Genomic DNA, 19800 nt, shown 5'->3' on the forward strand with positions numbered 1-19800 from the left:
TCATGGAAGCATTCACCACGCACACCGGCCGGGCCGTCCCGCTGCGCCGCAGCAACGTCGACACCGACCAGATCATCCCCGCCCACTGGCTCAAGAAGGTGACCCGGGACGGGTTCGAGGACGGGCTGTTCGAGGCCTGGCGCAAGGACGGGTCCTTCGTCCTCAACCAGCCCGAGCGCCAGGGCGCCACGGTCCTGGTGGCCGGCCCCGACTTCGGCACCGGCTCCTCCCGTGAGCACGCCGTCTGGGCGCTGCAGAATTACGGCTTCAAGGCCGTGATCTCCTCCCGCTTCGCCGACATCTTCCGGGGCAACTCGCTGAAGAACGGCCTGCTCACCGTGGTCCTCGACCAGGAGACCGTGGACGCGCTGTGGGCGCTCACGGAGCAGGACCCGCAGGCGGAGATCACCGTCGACCTGGAGGCCCGCGAGGTCCGGGCGGAGGGCGTCACGGCCTCCTTCGAGCTGGACGAGAACTCCCGCTGGCGGCTGCTGAACGGGCTGGACGACATCTCGATCACCCTCCAGAACGAGGCGGACATCGCCACGTACGAGGCGAAGCGCCCTTCGCACAAGCCGCAGACCGTCCAGGTCTGACCTCGGACCCGCAGAGGCTCCGGCAAGGTCGAGTTTCGGCCACCCAACACCCCCGCCGTACCCCCGATCACCCCGATCGGGGGTACGGCCGTTTTCGGGTCGGGTGGTGGGCGCCCGTCAGCGGTGAGGCACACAACTTCCCACGTTAGAGGCATGGTTGCCGGGGTACAGACGTCCTGGAGGCGCGGGTTCCGGGAGTGCCCGGAAGGCCGTTCGGGGCGGCAGTTGCCCCCTGCGCAGGCGACAACTCGCCCCAGATGGCACAATCTGTGCATGGACCACGACGGCCAACTCGAGCTCTATGCGGCGGTGGCGGTCCGGCTCAAGGAAGCGCACACAAGAGTGCGCGCACTGCAAGTCCCGGAGGGCGTACGGATGGCGCTGACCCGGAAGCTGCTGGTCATTACGGCCGCGGCCAAACACGATCTCGCCGGTGCGGCAAGGCGCCTGGATCGGTTCACCGCCGACCTCGACGAGGGTCGATTCCCCGAAGAGGACGGCTGAACAGGCCGGGGCGGCCCGAGTCCGTTGCGGCACAAGGGTGATTAGCCCGTTTCGTGTTTGATTTGCGGTATATATCTGCCTAACGTGCGAAAAAGCTTGAACACATTCGTTCTGGCGATGTCTCCGAAGGGGAAGACGTGAACAAGGCGCAGCTCGTAGAAGCGATTGCCGACAAGGTGGGCGGCAGGCAGCAGGCCGCCGACGCCGTCGACGCGGTCCTGGACGCCCTCGTCCGTGCCGTGGTCTCGGGCGACCGGGTCTCGGTCACCGGCTTCGGTTCCTTCGAGAAGGTCGACCGTCCCGCCCGTTACGCCCGCAACCCCCAGACGGGCGAGCGGGTTCGGGTCAAGAAGACCTCGGTGCCGCGCTTCCGCGCGGGTCAGGGCTTCAAGGACCTGGTGAGCGGCTCGAAGAAGCTCCCGAAGAACGACATCGCGGTCAAGAAGGCCCCCAAGGGCAGCCTGTCCGGTCCGTCGGCCACGATCTCCAAGGCCGCGGGCAAGAAGGCCGCCGCCAAGAAGACCGCGGCGAAGAAGGCCACGGGCGCGGCCAAGAAGGCCACCGCGGCGAAGAAGACCGCGGCCAAGAAGGCCACCGGAGCGGCGAAGAAGACGACGGCGAAGAAGACCACCGCCAAGAAGTCCGCCGCCAAGACCACGGCGGCGGCGAAGAAGACCGCGGCGAAGAAGGCTCCCGCCAAGAAGGCGACCGCCAAGAAGGCCCCGGCCAAGAAGTCGACCGCCCGCAAGACCACCGCCAAGAAGGCCACCGCCCGCAAGAAGTAGCAGCCGGCGGCAGCGGCGGCGGCAGGCGAACAGGGCTCTCACGCGCCGGGCCGGACTCCCTCTCGGAGTCCGGCCCGCGGCGTTTTCCGAGGTGTGTCAGAGCGTCTGGAGCGTCACCAGCGTGATCCGGCGGTCCTCGCCCGCCCCCTCCGTCTCGATCCGCACCCGCTGCCCCGGCCGCAGCAGCCGCAGGCCCCCCGCGTCGAACGCCGCCGCGTCGAAGGGCACCGGGGTGCCGTCGTCGAGCAGCACCTGCCCGCTGCGGCTTTCAGGGTCGTACGTGTACGCGGTCGCCTGCATGGCGGCAGCCTACTGCCCGGCGATCAGCAACCGCGCAGCCACCGCCGCCGTCCGGGGCCCCACCCCCAGTGCCAGGGCGGAGCGCAGATCACCGCCGGTGTCGACGTCCTGCCGTACGGAATCCACCGCGCCGAGGGACAGTTCCACCGCGCCGGACGCACGGTGGCGGACCCGGGAATCCGGACCGAATGCCGGGGACAATTCGACGCCCGGTGCCGCGGTCAGCAAGGTCGTGCCGATTCCGGCCGCGTCCGGGAGAAAAGCGCGCGGGAATTGCCCGGCCGCCGCCAGGACCCGCGCCAATTCCGCCGGCCGCAGCGCGGGGAGATCGGCGTTGAGTGCGGCCACCGGAGTTCCGGGACGTGCCGCGCGTACCGCCGCGGCGCCGTGCGCCAGCGCCGCGTTCAGACCGCCGCGGGGCTCTTCCGTGACGAGGGCCGCACCGAGCGCCGCCAGCTCCCGCCCAGCCCGTGCGTCGTCCGTGACGACTGCCACATCCGCGACCGCCGGGCAGGCCAGCGCGGCTGCCACGGCGTCCTGGGCGAACGCCAGCGCGAGATCCGGCCGGACCCCGTCGTCCGCGGTGTCCGACAGCCTGCTCTTGGCCCGGGCGAGGGGCTTCACGGGTACGACCAAGGTCCACTGCACGAGCGTTCCGTCCTTCTCTCGTCGCCGTCATTGTCACCTGGGAGACCTGGCGGTTCACTCGCCGGGGCGTACGGTGTTCTCGACAGACGGGCGGCCCGGGGCGACACTTGTCCGGCCCCAGGCCCTGGAGGAAAGGTGTCAGCGTGCCCCGCCGCAGAATCGGCTTCTGGTACCGCCTGGCCGCGGTGATCTGCAAACCGCCGCTCATGGTTCTGATCAAGCGGGACTGGCGGGGAATGGAGAACATTCCGGCCGACGGCGGATTTATCACCGCCGTGAACCACAATTCGCACGTGGACCCCTTCGCGTACGCGCACTACCAGTACAACACCGGGCGCGTCCCCCGATTCCTGGCGAAGAGCGGCCTTTTCAAGAAGGGCTTCGTCGGTGCCGCGATGCGGGGCACCGGACAGATCCCCGTCTACCGCGAGAGCACGGACGCCCTCAGCGCCTTCCGGGCCGCGATCGAGGCCGTGGAGCGCGGCGAGTGCGTCGCCTTCTACCCCGAGGGCACCCTCACCCGCGACCCGGACGGCTGGCCGATGACCGCCAAGACCGGCGCCGCGCGCGTCGCCCTGCAGACCAAGTGCCCGGTGATCCCGGTCGCCCAGTGGGGCTGCAACGAACTGCTGCCGCCCTACACCAAGAAACCGCACCTCCTCCCGCGCAAGACCCACCGCGTGCTGGCGGGGCCGCCGGTCGACCTCTCGCGGTTCTACGACCGGGAGATGACCGCGGAGCTGCTGAAGGAGGCCACCGAGGTCATCATGGCCGCCGTCACCGGCCACCTGGAGGAGATCCGGGGCGAGCAGGCCCCCCGGACCCCCTACGACCCGCGCCGCGAGCGGATCGAGCAGCGGCGCCGTACGCAGTCGCAGACACCGTCGCAGTCGCAGCCGGCGCCGGCACGGCCGCGGGGAACGCAGGCAGAAGGGCAGAGCACGTGAGCAAGCCGGTCAAGGCGGCCGTCTTCGGCACCGGATCCTGGGGCACCGCCTTCGGCACGGTCCTCGCCGACGCGGGGTGCGACGTCACCCTGTGGGGGCGCCGCGCCGAACTCGCGGACGCCGTCAACTCCACCCGGACCAACCCGGACTACCTGCCCGGCGTGGAACTCCCCGCCGGTCTGCGGGCCACCACCGACGCCGCCGAGGCCGCGCGCGACGCCGACTTCACGGTCCTCGCCGTCCCCTCCCAGACGCTGCGCGCGGGCCTCGCCGACTGGACGCCACTGCTGGCTCCCGGCACGGTCCTGGTGTCGCTGATGAAGGGCGTCGAACTCGGCTCCGCGATGCGGATGAGCGAGGTCATCGAGGACGTCGCCAAGGTCGGCGCCGAGCGCATCGCCGTGGTCACCGGGCCGAACCTGGCCCGCGAGATCGCCGCCCGGATGCCGGCCGCCGCGGTGGTCGCCTGCCCCGACGAATCCGTCGCCCAGCGCCTCCAGACCGCCTGCCACACCCCGTACTTCCGCCCGTACACCAACACGGACGTCGTCGGCTGCGAACTGGGCGGCGCCGTGAAGAACGTGATCGGGCTGGCCGTCGGCATCGCGGACGGCATGGGCCTGGGCGACAACGCCAAGGGCTCCCTGATCACCCGCGGCCTCGCCGAGACCACCCGCCTCGGGGTCGCCCTCGGCGCCGACCCGCTGACCTTCTCCGGACTGGCCGGGCTCGGCGACCTGGTGGCGACCTGCTCGTCCCCGCTGTCCCGCAACCACACCTTCGGCACCAACCTGGGCAAGGGCATGACCCTCCAGGAGACCATCGCGGTCACCAAGCAGACCGCCGAGGGCGTCAAGTCCTGCGAGTCGGTGCTGGATCTGGCGCGCAGGCACGGCGTCGACATGCCGATCACCGAGACCGTGGTCGCCATCGTGCACGAGGGCAAGCCCCCGGTGGTCGCGGTCAAGGAGCTGATGTCGCGCAGCGCGAAGCCCGAACGACGCTGAGCGACACCGGACGGCACCCCGGGCGCCACCCGCGCCACGCGGCCCCGCCGACGCTGTCTCGTGGCCCTACGGGCGGGTACTCTCAACGCGATATGAGCACCGAGAACCTCCCCCAGAGCCCCGAGCAGCCGCCTCGCAAGCCGCGTGTGGCCGTCGTGTTCGGCGGGCGCAGCTCCGAACACGGGATCTCCGTGGTCACCGCCGGCGCCGTCCTCGCGGCCATCGACCGGACCAAGTACGACGTCCTGCCGATCGGCATCACCCGGGACGGCCGCTGGGCCCTCACCGCCGACGAACCGGAACGCATGGCGATCACCGAGCGCCGTACGCCCGACGTCGAGGAACTGGCCGAGTCGGCCGAGGGCGCCGTGGTGCTGCCCGTCGACCCCGCCAACCGCGAAGTCGTCTACAGCGAACCCGGCGCGGTGCCCAAGGCGCTGGGCGAGGTCGACGTCGTCTTCCCCGTGCTGCACGGCCCGTACGGCGAGGACGGCACCCTCCAGGGGCTCCTGGAGCTGTCCGGTGTGCCGTACGTCGGTGCGGGCGTGCTCGCCTCGGCCGTCGGCCAGGACAAGGAGTACATGAAGGCGGTGTTCGCCTCCTACGGGCTGAAGGTCGGCCCGTACGCGGTGATCCGGCCCCGCGAGTGGGAGCAGGACCGTTCCGGCGCCCGCAAGAAGATCGTCGACTTCGCCGGCGAGCACGGCTGGCCGCTGTTCGTGAAGCCCGCGCGCGCGGGTTCCTCGATCGGCATCACCAAGGTCGACGGCCTCGCCGGACTCGACGAGGCGATCGAGGAGGCCCGGCGCCACGACCCGAAGATCCTGGTCGAGGCGACCCTGCGCGGCCGGGAGATCGAGTGCGGGGTGCTGGAGTTCGAGGACGGCCCCCGGGCCTCCGTCCCCGCGGAGATCCCGCCGCCCTCGGAGCACGCGTACTACGACTTCGAGGCCAAGTACATCGACTCCACCCCCGGCATCGTGCCCGCCCCGCTGACGCCCGAGGAGACCGCCGAGGTCCGGCGCCTGGCCGTCGCGGCGTTCGACGCGGCCTCCTGCGAGGGGCTGGTGCGCGCGGACTTCTTCCTCACCGAGGACGGCGAGTTCGTGATCAACGAGATCAACACCATGCCCGGATTCACCCCGATCTCCATGTACCCGCAGATGTGGCAGGCGAGCGGGGTCGCCTACCCGGAGCTAGTGGACCGGCTGGTCCAGGCGGCGCTGCGGCGCCCGACGGGGCTGCGCTGACGTCTGCCGCCCCGCGCACGCCGAGAAGGCGACCCCCTCGGGGGTCGCCTTCTCGCAGTATGATCAGCGGGTTTCCCCGGCCCGCGGGCGGCGGTGTGGTGTCCGGGTTCCGCCACAGCTTCGTGACCGGGGCCCGGGCCGGGAACCGCCGCCGACCCGCTGTCGTCTGCTGAGGAGCAGCCGACGGCGGCGATCAACAGTACGAGAGCGAGCGGGCGGAAGGGGGTCAGAGATGAACCACGGGGCAGGTCAGCGTGCGTGTGATGCCGTCCACCTGCTGGACCTTGGCGACCACCATGCGACCGAGTTCGTCCACGGTGTCGGACTGGGCGCGCACGATGACGTCGTAGGGTCCTGTCACGTCCTCGGCCGTGATCACCCCGGGGATCTTGCTGATCGTCTCGGCGACGGTCGACGCCTTGCCGACCTCCGTCTGGATCAGGATGTACGCCTGTACCACGGAACCTCCAGAGCGGCCACGAGGATCATGTGGGGAAAAGGAACGCCACGGTATCGCGTAGCCGCTCTCCGCGGGGAGACCCGTGGGCCGCGGGCCCCGCGCGCCGGGGTGCCGGAACGACACGAGTTGACGATCACGCCGACCGTGGTGACGGTCATTTCGACCGTAACGAGGACAGAGATGACGCGCGACCGGGCACGGACAGGGACAGAAGGGGAGCCAAGGCGATGAAGGGCACTGTTGGTGAGCTGGGGGAGTTCGGGCTCATCAGGGAGCTCACCTCCCGTCTCACCACCACCCCGGCGGTCCGTGTGGGCCCCGGCGACGACGCCGCGGTGGTGGCCGCGCCCGACCGCCGGGTGGTGGCCAGCACCGACATTCTCGTGGAGGGGCGGCACTTCCGCCGGGACTGGTCCACCGCGTACGACGTGGGCCGCAAGGCGGCGGCACAGAACCTGGCGGACATCGCCGCCATGGGCGCGGTGCCGACCGCGCTGCTGCTCGGCCTGGTCGTCCCCGCCGAACTGCCGGTGACCTGGCCGACCGAGCTGATGGACGGACTGCGCGACGAGTGCCAGGTGGCCGGCGCCTCCGTGGTCGGCGGCGACGTGGTGCGCGGCGACACCATCACCGTCTCCATCACCGCGCTGGGCGACCTGCGCAACCAGGAGCCCGTCACCCGGGGCGGCGCCCAGCCCGGCGACCTCGTCGCGGTGACCGGCTGGCTGGGCTGGTCCGCCGCCGGCTTCGCCGTGCTGTCCCGCGGCTTCCGCTCGCCGCGCGCCTTCGTCGAGGCCCACCGGCGCCCCGAGCCCCCGTACCACGCGGGTCCGGCCGCGGCCGGGCTCGGCGCCACCGCCATGTGCGACGTGAGCGACGGGCTCATCGCCGACCTGGGGCACATCGCCGAGGCCAGCAAGGTCAGGATCGACGTCCGCTCCGGCCAGATCGACATCCCGTCCCAGATGAACGACATCGGGCAGGCCGTCGGCGTCGACCCCATGCAGTGGGTGCTCACCGGGGGAGAGGACCACGCGATCGTGGCGACCTTCCCGCCGGACGTGAAGCTGCCCGCCCGCTGGAAGGTCATCGGCGAGGTCCTCAACCCCTCCGCGCTGCCCCAGGTGACCGTGGACGGTGCGCCCTGGACCAGCAAGGGCGGCTGGGACCACTTCGGCGGGGAGGTCGAGGCATGAGGCCGCCCCTGGTGCTCACCGTGGCCGGCTCCGACTCCGGCGGCGGCGCCGGCGTCCAGGCCGACCTGAAGACCATGCTCGCCCTCGGCACGCACGGCATGAGCGTGCTCACCGCGGTCACCGCGCAGAACTCCCTCGGCGTGCAGGGCGCCTGGGAGCTGCCCGTGGAGGCGGTACGGGCCCAGTACCGCAGCGTCGTCGACGACATCGGCGTCCAGGCGGTCAAGACCGGGATGCTCGCCTCCGCGGAACTGGTCGAGACGGTCGCCGAATTGCTCGGCTCCACGGACGCCCCCGCCGTCGTCGACCCGGTCGGCGTCTCCAAGCACGGGGACGCGCTGCTCGCCGCCTCCGCCCTGGAATCGGTCCGCACCAAGCTGCTGCCGGTGGCCACCGTCGCCACCCCGAACCTCGACGAGGTCGCGCAACTGACCGGCGTACGCGTCGAGTCGGAGAGCGACCTGCGCAGGGCGGCCGCCGCCCTGCTGGAGTACGGGCCGCGCTGGGCGCTGATCAAGGGCGGCCATCTGCGCGGCGAGGCCGTGGACCTGCTCACCGACGGCTCCGAGGAGCACTGGCTGCGCGCCCCGCGCCTCGACAACCGGCACACGCACGGCACGGGCTGCACTCTCGCGTCGGCCATCGCGTGCGGCCTGGCGAAGGGGCGGCCGGTGCCGGAGGCGGTGACCGAGGCGAAGGAGTACGTCACCGGGGCGATCGGGGCCGGGTTCGCGCTCGGCGACGGGATCGGGCCGGTGGATCACGGGTGGGCGCTCGGGCGGGGGGCTGTCTGAGCGTCTGAGAGTGTCCTGTCCGACTTGCCGGTACGGCAAAAAGCCGGTCCACCCGAGGTGGACCGGCTCCCTACAGCGGACCAGGCAGTGGCCGCGCGCGGATGGGGGTCCCCCCGCTCGAGCGAAGTCGAGAGTGGGGGATGACGCGTCAGCGCGAGACCTTGCCGGCCTTGATGCACGAGGTGCAAGCGTTCACGCGCTTCGGCGTCCCGCCGACCACGGTACGCACGCGCTGGATGTTCGGGTTCCAGCGACGGGACGTACGGCGGTGCGAGTGCGAGATGTTGTTGCCGAAGCCCGGCCCCTTGCCGCAGACGTCGCAGTTGGCAGCCACGGGTCACTCCAAAGACTTCAGATGCACTTACGGTTGATCCCGGCATGCCGGGATCAAGTTCCCGGACTCGACGGTCCGGGATCTGAGTGGCGGTGCCAGGGGGATGGCCCGATCGGGATCGGGCAACCGGAGCAGCATACAACGGCTGCTCCCGTACAACGAAACTACCACGGCAGCTCAGGGGTCCGCCCCGGCCCTCTTCGGCCGGGCACCCGCCCAAGGTCTACGCTGCCAGCCACGGCCGGCAGCTCAGGGAGGCACAGGTGGCGCAGGTGCCGCAGAGGTTCTTCGACGCTCTGGCGGTGCGTACCTGGTGCGGTCTGTCGCTGCGCGCGCTGGGACGGGCGCGCGAGGAGATCGACGCGATCAACGTCTATCCCGTCGCGGACGGGGACACCGGCACGAACCTCTATCTGACCGTCGAATCGGCCGTCGCCGCCGTGGAGGCCGTGTTCGCGGCGCACGAGCTGGACGACGGGGCGCCGGGGGCCGCCGACGGCCCCACGCTGGCGGAGGCCGTCGGCGCCATGGCGCACGGAGCGCTGATCGGCGCGCGGGGCAACTCCGGGACGATCCTCGCGCAGCTGCTGCGCGGCATGGCCCAGGTGCTCACCGCGCGGAGTGAGTCCGCGCACACCGGGGGCCCCGGTCTGCGGCTGGCCCTGCGGAACGCGGCCGAGTCCGCCCGCCAGGCCGTGGCCCACCCGGTCGAGGGCACCGTCCTGACCGTCGCCGCAGCCGCCGCCGACGCGGCCTCCGCCGCCGACGACGCGGAGGGCGACTGCGCGGTGGTGGCCCGCGCGGCCTACGAGGGCGCCCGCGCGGCGCTCGCCGCCACCCCGGCCCAGCTGCCGGTCCTGGAGCGCGCCGGAGTGGTCGACGCCGGCGGACACGGGCTCGTGACGGTCCTCGGGGCCCTGGTGGAGACGTTCACCGGGCGGGCGCCCGGCCCGGGAGCGGCCACCGTCCTCCACGCGCGCGTGGAGCCGCACGAGGGCGTCGCGCCGGGGGCGCCCCCGGCGCCGGGCGACGCGGCCCTCGCGGGCGGGTGCGCGGCCGCGGAGGCCGACCCCGGCGCCGGCCCCGCCTTCGAGGTGATCTACCTCCTGGATGCCGAGGACGCGGCCGTCACGCGGCTGCGGCAGCGGCTCGACGCGCTCGGGGACTCGCTCGTCGTGGTCGGCGGCGACGGACTGTGGAACGTCCACGTGCACGTCGACGACGCGGGCGCCGCCGTCGAGGCGGGCGTCGAGGCCGGGCGGCCCCACCGGATCCGCATCACCCACTTCGAGCACGGCGACGCGCACACCGGCGGGACCGGCCGCCCGCCCCGGGAGCGGAGCCGCCGCGCCGTGGTGGCCGTCGTACCGGGGGAGGGGCTGGCCGGGCTGTACGCCGAGGCCGGCGCGACCACCCTGCTCGCCCGCCCCGGGGAGCCGCCCGCCAGCGGGGAGCTGGTCCAGGCCGTACGGCGGGCGCACGCGCACGAGGTCGTCCTGCTGCCCAACGACGCCGAGCTGCGCCACACCGCCGCCGCGGCGGCCGAGCAGGCCCGTGCCGAAGGCGTCAGGGTCGCCCTCATCCCCACCCGCTCCGCGGTCCAGGGCATCGCCGCGCTCGCCGTGCACGAGCCCGAGCGGCGCTTCGACGAGGACGTGGTGGCGATGACCTCGGCGGCCGGAGCCACCCGCTACGCCGAGGTCACCGTCGCCGAACACCGGTCCTGGACCACGGCGGGCATCTGCCAGGCCGGTGACGTGCTCGGCCTCATCGACGGCGACGTGGCGGTCATCGGCGCGGACGTCACGGAGGTCGCGGCGACCGTCCTGGACCGGATGCTCTCGGCCGGCGGCGAGCTGGTCACCCTCGTCCTCGGCGACGAGGCGCCCGGGACCGTCGCCGAACACCTGGAGGCCCGGGTCCGCGAGGCGTACCTCGCGGTCGACACCGTGGTCCACCGGGGCGGCCGGCAGGGGGCGCTGCTGCTGGTCGGCGTGGAGTAGTACGGCGCTCCCCGCGACCGTTGTCAGTGGCGTGGTGTGCAATGGATCTCGTGCCCGCACTGCGAGAACCCCTGAAGAAGGTCCTCGGCCCCGCCACCGCGAAGGTGATGGCCGAGCACCTCGGCCTGCACACCGTCGGCGACCTCCTCCACCACTACCCCCGCAGATACGAGGAGCGCGGCCAGCTCACCCACCTCGCCGACCTGCCCATGGACGAGCACGTCACGGTGGTGGCCCAGGTCGCCGACGCCCGGCTGCACACCTTCGCCTCGTCCAGGGCCCCGCGCGGCAAGGGACAGCGCCTGGAGGTGACCATCACGGACGGCAGCGGCCGCCTCCAACTGGTCTTCTTCGGCAACGGCGTCCACAAGCCCCACAAGGAACTCCTGCCGGGCACCCGCGCGATGTTCGCGGGCAAGGTCTCCGTCTTCAACCGCCGCCTGCAACTGGCCCATCCGGCGTACGAGTTGCTGCGCGCCGACGGTGACGACGAAGCGGGCGAGAGCGTCGAGTCCTGGGCCGGCGCCCTCATCCCCCTCTACCCGGCCACCGCCAAACTGGAGTCCTGGAAGATCGGCAAGGCGATCCAGACGGTGCTGCCGAGCGCCCAGGAGGCCGTCGACCCCCTCCCCGGCTCCCTGCGCGAGGGCCGGGGCCTGGTCTCCCTGCCCGAGGCCCTCCTCAAGATCCACCGCCCGCACACCAAGGCCGACATCGAGGACGCCCGCGCCCGCCTGAAGTGGGACGAGGCCTTCGTCCTCCAGGTCGCCCTGGCCCGCCGTCGGCACGCCGAGAACCAACTCCCCGCCGTTCCCCGCAAACCCGTCCCGGACGGCCTGCTCACCGCCTTCGACGACCGCCTCCCCTTCACGCTCACCGACGGCCAGCAGAAGGTCTCCCGCGAGATCTTCGACGACCTCGCCACCGACCACCCGATGCACCGACTGCTCCAGGGGGAGGTGGGGTCGGGGAAGGCTCAGCCTCTGGACTCCCTGGTCCTGACACCGTCGGGATTTCGCCGGATGGGGGACCTGCGGACCGGTGACGAGGTGGTGGTACCGGACGGGGAGATCGCTTTGATCGACGGCGTCTTCCCCCAGGGAGAGCGCGATGTCTGGCGCCTCGTGCTGTCGGACGGAAGCTCCGTCGAGTGTGACGACGAGCACCTGTGGATCGTCGGCACGAGTTGCGGCTGGCACCGCGGTCAGGCACCCAAGGTCATGACGACCCGGGAGATTCGTCTGGACACCTACAAGGCCGACGGATCCTCGAAGTGGTACCTCCCTGCCGCGACCCCGGTGGACCTCGGCGGCGACCATTCGCTGCCCCTGGACCCGTACCTCTTCGGCCTCCTCCTGGGAGACGGCTCCTTCCGGCACAACCTGCGCCTGTCCACCATCGACGACGAAATCCGGGACGCCGTTGCGCTTTCCGTGGCGCCCGGATGCCTGCTGACGCCGGTGAAGGGATCCCGCTGCGACTACACGATCCAGCTCGCCCAGCGTGCGGGAGGCGTCCGGAATCCTGTGATCCAGGCCCTGCGGGACTTGGGTCTGTGGGGCGAGACGTCGCACGGGAAGTTCGTTCCCGACATGTTCAAGAACACGTCGGTCAAGAACCGCCTCGCTCTGCTGCAAGGGCTCCTGGACACGGACGGCACCATCCACGCGGACGGCATGAGCATGTCGCTCTGCTCCGCTTCCCGGCGACTGGCGGACGATGTCGCCTGGCTCGTGCGTTCTCTGGGCGGTCGCGCGCGAGTACTGCCGAAGAAGGACGCCTTCAACGTGTCGGTGGCGTTGCCCGAGGAGTACGTCCCGTTCAGGCTGACCCGCAAGGCGGAGCGTGTGCGTACCCGGCCGAAGTACAACACCTTCCGGCGGGGGATCCGCGCAGTCGAGTACGTGGGGCGCAAGCCCGTCCAGTGCATCAGCGTGGCCCACCCGAGTCACGCGTACGTGACCGACCATTTCACGGTCACCCACAACACCATGGTGGCCCTGCGCGCCATGCTCGCCGTCGTCGACGCGGGCGGGCAGGCCGTGATGCTCGCGCCCACCGAGGTGCTCGCGCAGCAGCATCACCGGTCGGTCGTCGAGATGATGGGGGAGCTGGCCGAGGGGGGCATGCTGGGCGGTGCCGAGCATGCCACCAAGGTGGTGCTGCTCACCGGGTCCATGGGCGCCGCCGCCCGGCGGCACGCCCTGCTCGACCTGGCCACCGGCGAGGCCGGCATCGTCATCGGCACGCACGCGCTGATCGAGGACAAGGTGCGCTTCCACGACCTCGGCCTGGTCGTCGTCGACGAACAGCACCGCTTCGGCGTCGAGCAGCGCGACGCCCTGCGCGGCAAGGGAAAACAGCCCCCGCACCTGCTCGTCATGACCGCCACCCCGATCCCGCGCACGGTCGCCATGACCGTCTTCGGCGACCTGGAGACCTCGGTCCTGGACCAGCTCCCGGCCGGCCGGTCCCCGATCGCCAGCCACGTCGTCCCGGCCGCCGACAAGCCCCACTTCCTCTCCCGGGCCTGGGAAAGGGTCCGGGAGGAGGTGTCCAACGGCCACCAGGCGTACGTCGTCTGCCCGCGCATCGGCGACGAGGAGGACGACCCCGGCAAGAAGGGCGCCCCTCGGAAGCCGCCGGAGGGCGACGCCGAGAAGCGGCCCCCGCTCGCCGTCCTCGACATCGCCGAGCAGCTGGCGAAGGGCGCCCTGCAGGGCCTCAGGGTCGAGATCCTGCACGGCCGTATGCAGCCCGACGACAAGGACGCGGTCATGCGCCGCTTCGCCGCCGGGGAGACCGACGTCCTGGTCGCCACGACCGTCATCGAGGTCGGCGTCAACGTCCCCAACGCCACCGCCATGGTGATCATGGACGCGGACCGCTTCGGCGTCTCCCAGCTGCACCAGCTGCGCGGCCGGGTCGGCCGCGGCTCCGCCGCCGGTCTGTGCCTGCTGGTCACCGAGATGCCCGAGGCGAGCGCGGCCCGCCAGCGGCTGAACGCGGTCGCGGGCACCCTCGACGGCTTCGAGCTCTCCCACATCGACCTCGAACAGCGCCGCGAGGGAGACGTCCTCGGCCAGGCCCAGTCCGGTGCCCGCACCTCCCTGCGGGTCCTCGCCGTCATCGAGGACGAGGAGATCATCGCGGAGGCACGGCAGGAGGCCGCGGCCCTGGTGGCCACCGACCCGGAGCTGACCGGCCTGCCCGGACTGAAGACGGCCTTGGAGGCACTCTTGGACGAGCAGAGGGAGCAGTACCTGGAAAAGGGCTGAGCACCACGGCACCACCCACCCAGGGACGCGGGGCCGTGCCGATGCGCGGCTCCGCCGCGTGGGCGCGACCAGCCACACTGAAGGGGAAGCCGTCTACGACAGAGGACCTCAGATGACCCGAGTGATCGCCGGCAAAGCCGGCGGACGCCGCCTGGCCGTCCCGCGGGGAACCGGCACCCGCCCCACCTCCGACCGCGCGCGCGAGGGACTCTTCTCCACGTGGCAGTCCCTGCTCGGCGGCCCGCTGGACGGCGAGCGCGTCCTCGACCTGTACGCCGGTTCCGGCGCCGTCGGCCTGGAGGCGCTGTCCCGGGGCGCGGGACACGTCCTGCTCGTCGAGGCCGACGCCCGCGCCGCCCGCACCGTCCGGGAGAACGTCAAGACGCTCGGCCTGCCCGGCGCCGAGGTCCGGGCGGGCAAGGCGGAGCAGACCATCCGCACCCCCGCCCCCGGGGAGCCGTACGACATCGTCTTCCTGGACCCGCCGTACGCCGTCTCCGACGACGATCTTCGGGAGATCCTGCTCACACTCCGTTCGGAAGGCTGGCTCGCCGGGGAAGCGCTCGTCACCGTGGAGCGCAGCACCAGAGGCGGGGAATTCGGCTGGCCGGACGGCTTCGAGGCGATCCGTGCCCGCCGCTACGGCGAGGGAACGTTTTGGTACGGTCGCGCCGCCTCTACGTGCGAAGACGCACGATGACCGGACCGGAGAGCGAGGGAATTCAAGTGCGCCGTGCCGTCTGTCCCGGGTCGTTCGACCCGATCACCAACGGGCACCTCGACATCATCGGCCGGGCCTCCAGCCTCTACGACGAGGTCTACGTCGCCGTGATGATCAACCAGGCGAAGAAGGGCCTGTTCGAGATCGAGGAGCGCATCGACCTCATCCGCCAGGTCACCGCCGAGTACGGCAACGTGCGCGTGGAGTCCTTCCACGGCCTCCTCGTCGACTTCTGCAAGCAGCGCGACATCCCGGCCATCGTCAAGGGCCTGCGCGCGGTCAGCGACTTCGACTACGAACTGCAGATGGCCCAGATGAACAACGGCCTCTCGGGCGTGGAGACCCTCTTCATCCCCACCAACCCCACCTACAGCTTCCTGTCGTCCTCCCTGGTCAAGGAGGTCGCGACCTGGGGCGGCGACGTGTCCCACCTGGTGCCGCCACTGGTCCTCGACGTCCTTTCCGAGCGCCTGAAGAAGCACTGAACCGCCGGCCGTACCGCCTCCGGAGACTGACAATCCGTCACCCGGTGTCCCCCGGACACCCCAGGGTCGTACAGTCGTCCCGTCCGTCTCCAACACAGCTGTAGAGAGTGGCGAGCACACGGTGGACGTCCAGAAGAAGCTCGACGAGATCACCGCGATGGTCTCCGGGGCCCGCGCCATGCCCATGTCGGCCTCGTGCGTGGTCAACCGCGCGGAACTGCTCGCCACGCTGGAGGAGCTGCGCGCCGAGCTGCCCGGCTCGCTCGCCCAGGCCCAGGAACTGCTCGGCGGCCGGGAGCAGATGGTCGCGCAGGCCCGCCAGGAGGCCGACCGGATCATCGAGACCGCGCACGCCGAGCGGGGCTCCCTGATCGCCGACACCGAGGTCGCCCGCCGCTCCCAGGCCGAGGCCGACCGGATCCTCACCGAGGCCCGCCAGGAGGCCGAGGAGGTCCGCGCGGAGGCCGACGACTACGTCGACTCCAAGCTCGCCAACTTCGAGGTCGTCCTCACCAAGACCCTCGGCTCGGTGGGCCGCGGCCGCGAGAAGTTGCTCGGCACCGGACCCGGCCTCGACGAGAACGGCTACGAGGACGAGGACGCCCCCGAGCGCAGCCACGACCCGGAGACCCTGCGCCGCGACGCCGACGCCTACGTCGACACCAAGCTCGGCGCCTTCGAGGCGGTGCTGGCCAAGACCCTGGACGCGGTCGGCCGGGGCCGCCAGAAGCTGCACGGCCGGATCGCCACCGACGACCTCGGTGCCCTCGCCGACGACTCCACCACCGTCCAGCACTCCAGCGACGCCGACTACCTGGCCGGCCTCGCGGCCCTCTCGGACGCCCCCGCCGAGCAGCCCCGGCAGCCCGGGTACGGCGAGCCGCGGCCTGCTGCGGCCCAGGTCCCGGACCAGGCCGTGCCGGACATGCCCACGCAGGAGCCGGCCTACGGCTACGCGCAGCAGCAGCCCGATCCGTACGCCGCCTACCAGCAGGCCTACGGCGCCGGTCAGGACGCGTACGGCTACCAGCAGCAGCCCGGCGACCCGTACGCCTACCAGGGCTACGACGCCCAGCAGCAGGCCTACGACCCTCAGCACGGCTACGCCCAGCCCCAGCAACCGCAGCAGCCCCAGCAGCCCCCGCAGGTCCAGCCGCAGGCGCTCGACGAGACCAGCCTCTTCGACACCAGCATGATCAGCGCCGAACAGCTGCGGGCCTACGAGCAGGGCCGCGGAGTCTAGGGCCGTCCCACGGGCCCCACAGGTCCGGATTGGGCCGTGAGCGAATGGTCCAGTATCCTGGCTCTTCGGTCGCGCGTACGTCCGCGATCGCTGCTGCCCTGGAAACACCGGAGGGCGGCATCCCCGAGCTACGAAGACCGAAAGCAGGAATGGTTCTGAACGCGCGCCTCGACCACCGCGACCCTCTCGTGTTCGACACACACGAGCTGGGACGGCGGCCCGGTGCGCTCCAGCGCCTGACCCGCACGGTCGACGCTCCCAAGGACTTCGGTGTCCAGGGAGTCATCGGAGTGCCGGAAGGCGCTCCGGTGGAACTCGATCTCCGACTCGAGTCGGTCATGGAAGGGGTGCTCGTCACAGGCACCGCCCGTGCCACGGCCGAGGGGGAGTGCGTAAGGTGTCTGGAGCCGCTTGAGCAGCAGCTCGCAGCGGACTTCCAGGAGTTGTTCTCGTACCCTGACGCCGACGACCGGGGCCGCCCTGCGGCGGAACCGGGCGACGACGCCGAGGACGACGAGGACAGGCTCTTCGTCGAGGACGGTCTGATCGGCCTCGAACCCGTGCTGCGCGACGCGGTGGTGCTCGCACTGCCGATGCAGCCGGTGTGCCGGGAGGACTGCCCGGGTCTGTGCTCCGAGTGCGGAGCACGCCTGGCGGACGACCCGGACCACCACCACGACGCCGTCGACATTCGTTGGGCGGCTTTGCAGGGACTCGCCGGTTCACTCGGAGACGGCGAGAAGGACGAGATGAGCGGCGACGGGCCAGATTCCGCGGACGCCGCCGAGAAGCAGGAGAAGTAGCCGTGGCTGTTCCGAAGCGGAAGATGTCGCGCAGCAACACGCGCCACCGCCGGTCGCAGTGGAAGGCTGCGGTCCCCACCCTGGTTGCGTGCGAGCGCTGCCACGAGCCCAAGCAGCAGCACATCGCGTGCCCGTCTTGCGGCACTTACAACAAGCGCCAGGTCCTCGAGGTCTGAGCGGCTGGTGAGAGGCACTGTGTCAGTCCCCAAGAAGGCGGAAGACGCCAAGGCGGACCCACCCGCCAAGAAGAAGGCGGACACCCAGGCCTCGTCCCACACGCTTCTGGAAGGGCGGCTCGGCTACCAGCTCGAGTCCGCCCTTCTGGTGCGTGCACTGACCCACCGTTCCTACGCGTACGAGAACGGCGGTCTGCCGACGAACGAGCGGCTGGAGTTCCTCGGTGACTCCGTCCTCGGCCTCGTCGTCACGGACACGCTGTACCGCACCCACCCCGACCTGCCCGAAGGCCAGCTGGCCAAGTTGCGGGCCGCGGTGGTCAACTCGCGTGCGCTGGCGGAGGTGGGCCGCGGGCTCGAACTGGGCTCCTTCATCCGGCTCGGCCGCGGTGAAGAGGGCACGGGCGGCCGGGACAAGGCGTCCATCCTCGCCGACACCCTCGAAGCGGTGATCGGCGCGGTCTATCTCGACCAGGGCCTCGACGCGGCCTCCGAACTGGTGCACCGCCTGTTCGACCCGCTGATCGAGAAGTCCTCCAACCTCGGTGCCGGCCTGGACTGGAAGACCAGCCTCCAGGAACTCACCGCGACCGAAGGACTCGGTGTCCCCGAGTACCTGGTCACGGAGACCGGCCCGGACCACGAGAAGACCTTCACTGCTGCCGCCCGCGTCGGAGGCGTCTCGTACGGCACCGGCACCGGCCGCAGCAAGAAGGAGGCGGAGCAGCAGGCCGCGGAATCCGCGTGGCGGTCCATCCGGGCCGCGGCGGACGAGCGTGCCAAGGCGACGGCGAACGCCGTCGACGTGGACCCCGACGAGGCGTCCGCCTCCGCCTGACCAACCACCGCACGGCCCGAACGCCCGCCCCGCCTCCGGGGCGGGCGTTCGGCTCGTCGTCCGACCACCGGCCCGGCCCGCCGGCCCGCCCGAGGGGATGCCATGCCCGAGTTGCCCGAGGTGGAGGTCGTCCGGCGCGGCCTGGAGCGCTGGGTCGCCCACCGCACCGTCGCCGACGCCGAGGTACTGCACCCGCGCGCCGTACGCCGGCACATCGCCGGGCCCGACGACTTCGCCGACCGGCTGAAGGGGCACCGCTTCGGCACCGCCGCCCGGCGCGGCAAGTACCTGTGGCTGCCGCTGGCGGACACCGGCCAGGCGGTCCTGGCCCACCTCGGCATGAGCGGCCAGCTGCTGGTCCAGCCGCACGAGGCACCGGCCGAGAAGCACCTGCGCATCCGCGTCCGCTTCGCCGACGACCTCTCCACCGAACTCCGCTTCGTCGACCAGCGCACCTTCGGCGGCCTGTCGCTGCACGACACGTCCCCCGACGGCCTGCCCGACGTCATCGCGCACATCGCCCGCGACCCGCTGGACCCCCTCTTCGACGACGAGGCCTTCCACCTCGCCCTGCGCCGCAAGCGCACCACGGTCAAGCGGGCCCTGCTCGACCAGTCCCTGATCAGCGGCGTCGGCAACATCTACGCCGACGAGGCGCTGTGGCGCTCCCGCCTGCACTACGAACGCCCCACGGCCACCTTCACCCGCCCCCGCACCACGGAACTCCTCGGTCACGTCCGGGACGTGATGAACGCGGCCCTCGCCGTGGGCGGCACCAGCTTCGACAGCCTGTACGTCAACGTCAACGGCGAGTCCGGCTACTTCGACCGCTCGCTCGACGCGTACGGCCGCGAGGGCCTGCCCTGCCGCCGCTGCGCCACACCCATGCGCCGCCGTCCCTGGATGAACCGCTCCAGCTACTTCTGCCCGAAGTGCCAGCGCCCGCCCCGGGTCACGCCGTAGGCATCCGCTGCGTGTCGTAGCGCTGGCGCGACGCCAGCACCTCGTCCATCCGTCCCTCCAGGCACTGGATGAGCGCGATCAGCCGCTGCGCCACCTCGCGGCCCGAGGCCGTGAGGTCGTAGTCCACGCGGGGCGGGTTGGTGTGCTGCGCCTCGCGGTGCACCAGACCGTCGCGCTCCAGCGCGTGCAGGGTCTGGGCCAGCATCTTCTCGCTCACGCCGTCGACACGGCGGCGCAGCTCGTTGAACCGGAAGGAACCCTCGTACAGCGCGCCGAGCGTCAGCGCCCCCCAGCGCCCGGTGACGTGCTCCAGCGTGCCGCGCGAGGGACAGCCCCGGGCGAACACGTCGTACGCCGGCTCCTGCTCAGCCGTGCGCTCCTGCGTGGTCGACATGCACCAAGCGTACGTGAGCACAGCGCTGTCCCGCAGAGTGCGCTGCGTCGTGCACAGCGAGGATCGTGCACAGCG

At 71.6% G+C, this 19800-nt stretch carries 22 protein-coding genes; 17 read left to right on the forward strand and 5 right to left on the reverse strand.

Annotated features, from left to right (window positions below; all coding sequences use genetic code 11):
• The first annotated feature begins 2 nt into the window (after positions 1-2).
• From leuD to ACFW01_RS07270, 3 genes are all read left to right on the forward strand, one after another.
• Positions 3-596 (forward strand): 3-isopropylmalate dehydratase small subunit, encoded by a 594-nt coding sequence (gene leuD, locus ACFW01_RS07260; RefSeq protein ID WP_234960214.1) that lies wholly within the window; start codon positions 3-5, stop codon positions 594-596.
• Between the two features lie 273 nt (positions 597-869).
• A complete protein-coding gene (locus ACFW01_RS07265; protein WP_122617654.1) occupies positions 870-1100 on the forward strand; it encodes a hypothetical protein in 231 nt (76 codons plus the stop codon).
• A gap of 137 nt (positions 1101-1237) precedes the next feature.
• A complete protein-coding gene (locus ACFW01_RS07270) occupies positions 1238-1885 on the forward strand; it encodes an HU family DNA-binding protein (RefSeq protein WP_234960213.1) in 648 nt (215 codons plus the stop codon).
• A 96-nt stretch (positions 1886-1981) separates the two neighbouring features.
• Here the strand turns inward: ACFW01_RS07270 and ACFW01_RS07275 are convergent, their stop codons facing one another.
• Positions 1982-2185, reverse strand: a complete 204-nt coding sequence (locus ACFW01_RS07275; RefSeq protein ID WP_122617656.1) for a hypothetical protein — start codon at positions 2183-2185, stop codon at positions 1982-1984.
• Positions 2186-2194: 9 nt separating this feature from the next.
• Positions 2195-2833, reverse strand: coding sequence for a 2-phospho-L-lactate guanylyltransferase (gene cofC / locus ACFW01_RS07280; RefSeq protein WP_234960212.1), 639 nt, complete (start codon positions 2831-2833; stop codon positions 2195-2197).
• A 143-nt stretch (positions 2834-2976) separates the two neighbouring features.
• Here cofC and ACFW01_RS07285 point away from each other — a divergent pair, with 143 nt between their 5' ends.
• From ACFW01_RS07285 to ACFW01_RS07295, 3 genes are all read left to right on the forward strand, one after another.
• Positions 2977-3780 (forward strand): lysophospholipid acyltransferase family protein, encoded by an 804-nt coding sequence (locus tag ACFW01_RS07285; protein WP_234960211.1) that lies wholly within the window; start codon positions 2977-2979, stop codon positions 3778-3780.
• Positions 3777-4787 carry an NAD(P)H-dependent glycerol-3-phosphate dehydrogenase gene (locus tag ACFW01_RS07290; protein ID WP_234960210.1) on the forward strand — a complete coding sequence of 337 codons (1011 nt, stop codon included), beginning with the start codon at positions 3777-3779 and terminating at the stop codon, positions 4785-4787. The genes ACFW01_RS07285 and ACFW01_RS07290 overlap by 4 nt, the downstream gene beginning before the upstream one ends.
• A gap of 92 nt (positions 4788-4879) precedes the next feature.
• Entirely contained in the window at positions 4880-6037 is a 1158-nt protein-coding gene (locus ACFW01_RS07295) for a D-alanine--D-alanine ligase family protein (protein WP_234960209.1), read from the forward strand.
• Between the two features lie 226 nt (positions 6038-6263).
• Here the strand turns inward: ACFW01_RS07295 and ACFW01_RS07300 are convergent, their stop codons facing one another.
• Positions 6264-6497 carry an Lrp/AsnC ligand binding domain-containing protein gene (locus ACFW01_RS07300; protein WP_122617661.1) on the reverse strand — a complete coding sequence of 78 codons (234 nt, stop codon included), beginning with the start codon at positions 6495-6497 and terminating at the stop codon, positions 6264-6266.
• 227 nt (positions 6498-6724) lie between these two features.
• On the opposite strand from ACFW01_RS07300, the gene ACFW01_RS07305 reads away from it, so the two are divergent.
• Positions 6725-7693 carry a thiamine-phosphate kinase gene (locus tag ACFW01_RS07305; RefSeq protein ID WP_064730013.1) on the forward strand — a complete coding sequence of 323 codons (969 nt, stop codon included), beginning with the start codon at positions 6725-6727 and terminating at the stop codon, positions 7691-7693.
• Positions 7690-8487 (forward strand): bifunctional hydroxymethylpyrimidine kinase/phosphomethylpyrimidine kinase, encoded by a 798-nt coding sequence (thiD, locus tag ACFW01_RS07310; RefSeq protein WP_234960208.1) that lies wholly within the window; start codon positions 7690-7692, stop codon positions 8485-8487. The genes ACFW01_RS07305 and thiD overlap by 4 nt, the downstream gene beginning before the upstream one ends.
• A gap of 148 nt (positions 8488-8635) precedes the next feature.
• Here the strand turns inward: thiD and rpmB are convergent, their stop codons facing one another.
• Positions 8636-8821, reverse strand: coding sequence for a 50S ribosomal protein L28 (gene rpmB, locus ACFW01_RS07315; protein WP_003993230.1), 186 nt, complete (start codon positions 8819-8821; stop codon positions 8636-8638).
• A gap of 263 nt (positions 8822-9084) precedes the next feature.
• On the opposite strand from rpmB, the gene ACFW01_RS07320 reads away from it, so the two are divergent.
• From ACFW01_RS07320 to mutM, 9 genes are all read left to right on the forward strand, one after another.
• On the forward strand, positions 9085-10824 hold the full coding sequence (locus tag ACFW01_RS07320) for a DAK2 domain-containing protein (RefSeq protein ID WP_384502596.1): 1740 nt from the start codon (positions 9085-9087) through the stop codon (positions 10822-10824).
• A gap of 41 nt (positions 10825-10865) precedes the next feature.
• The gene (locus ACFW01_RS07325) at positions 10866-14102 is read left to right on the forward strand and encodes a helicase-related protein (protein WP_234960206.1); all 3237 of its coding nucleotides are present in this window, start codon (positions 10866-10868) and stop codon (positions 14100-14102) included.
• A gap of 112 nt (positions 14103-14214) precedes the next feature.
• Complete coding sequence (gene rsmD / locus ACFW01_RS07330) at positions 14215-14802, forward strand: 16S rRNA (guanine(966)-N(2))-methyltransferase RsmD (RefSeq protein ID WP_234960205.1); 588 nt, start codon at positions 14215-14217, stop codon at positions 14800-14802.
• 26 nt (positions 14803-14828) lie between these two features.
• Positions 14829-15308, forward strand: a complete 480-nt coding sequence (gene coaD / locus ACFW01_RS07335) for a pantetheine-phosphate adenylyltransferase (RefSeq protein WP_125491692.1) — start codon at positions 14829-14831, stop codon at positions 15306-15308.
• 121 nt (positions 15309-15429) lie between these two features.
• On the forward strand, positions 15430-16551 hold the full coding sequence (locus ACFW01_RS07340) for an ATP synthase F0 subunit B (protein WP_234960204.1): 1122 nt from the start codon (positions 15430-15432) through the stop codon (positions 16549-16551).
• Positions 16552-16700: 149 nt separating this feature from the next.
• Complete coding sequence (locus tag ACFW01_RS07345; protein ID WP_234960203.1) at positions 16701-17354, forward strand: YceD family protein; 654 nt, start codon at positions 16701-16703, stop codon at positions 17352-17354.
• Positions 17355-17356: 2 nt separating this feature from the next.
• Positions 17357-17530, forward strand: coding sequence for a 50S ribosomal protein L32 (gene rpmF / locus ACFW01_RS07350; RefSeq protein WP_003951102.1), 174 nt, complete (start codon positions 17357-17359; stop codon positions 17528-17530).
• Positions 17531-17537: 7 nt separating this feature from the next.
• Positions 17538-18368 (forward strand): ribonuclease III, encoded by an 831-nt coding sequence (gene rnc, locus ACFW01_RS07355; RefSeq protein ID WP_051783480.1) that lies wholly within the window; start codon positions 17538-17540, stop codon positions 18366-18368.
• Positions 18369-18470: 102 nt separating this feature from the next.
• A complete protein-coding gene (gene mutM, locus ACFW01_RS07360) occupies positions 18471-19331 on the forward strand; it encodes a bifunctional DNA-formamidopyrimidine glycosylase/DNA-(apurinic or apyrimidinic site) lyase (protein WP_234960202.1) in 861 nt (286 codons plus the stop codon).
• Here mutM and ACFW01_RS07365 read toward each other — a convergent pair.
• Positions 19321-19725, reverse strand: coding sequence for a helix-turn-helix domain-containing protein (locus ACFW01_RS07365; protein ID WP_234960201.1), 405 nt, complete (start codon positions 19723-19725; stop codon positions 19321-19323). The genes mutM and ACFW01_RS07365 overlap by 11 nt on opposite strands.
• Between the last annotated feature and the right edge of the window lie 75 nt (positions 19726-19800).

Origin of the sequence: Streptomyces sp. NPDC058985, assembly GCF_042740985.1 — a bacterium.
Classification (GTDB): domain Bacteria; phylum Actinomycetota; class Actinomycetes; order Streptomycetales; family Streptomycetaceae; genus Streptomyces.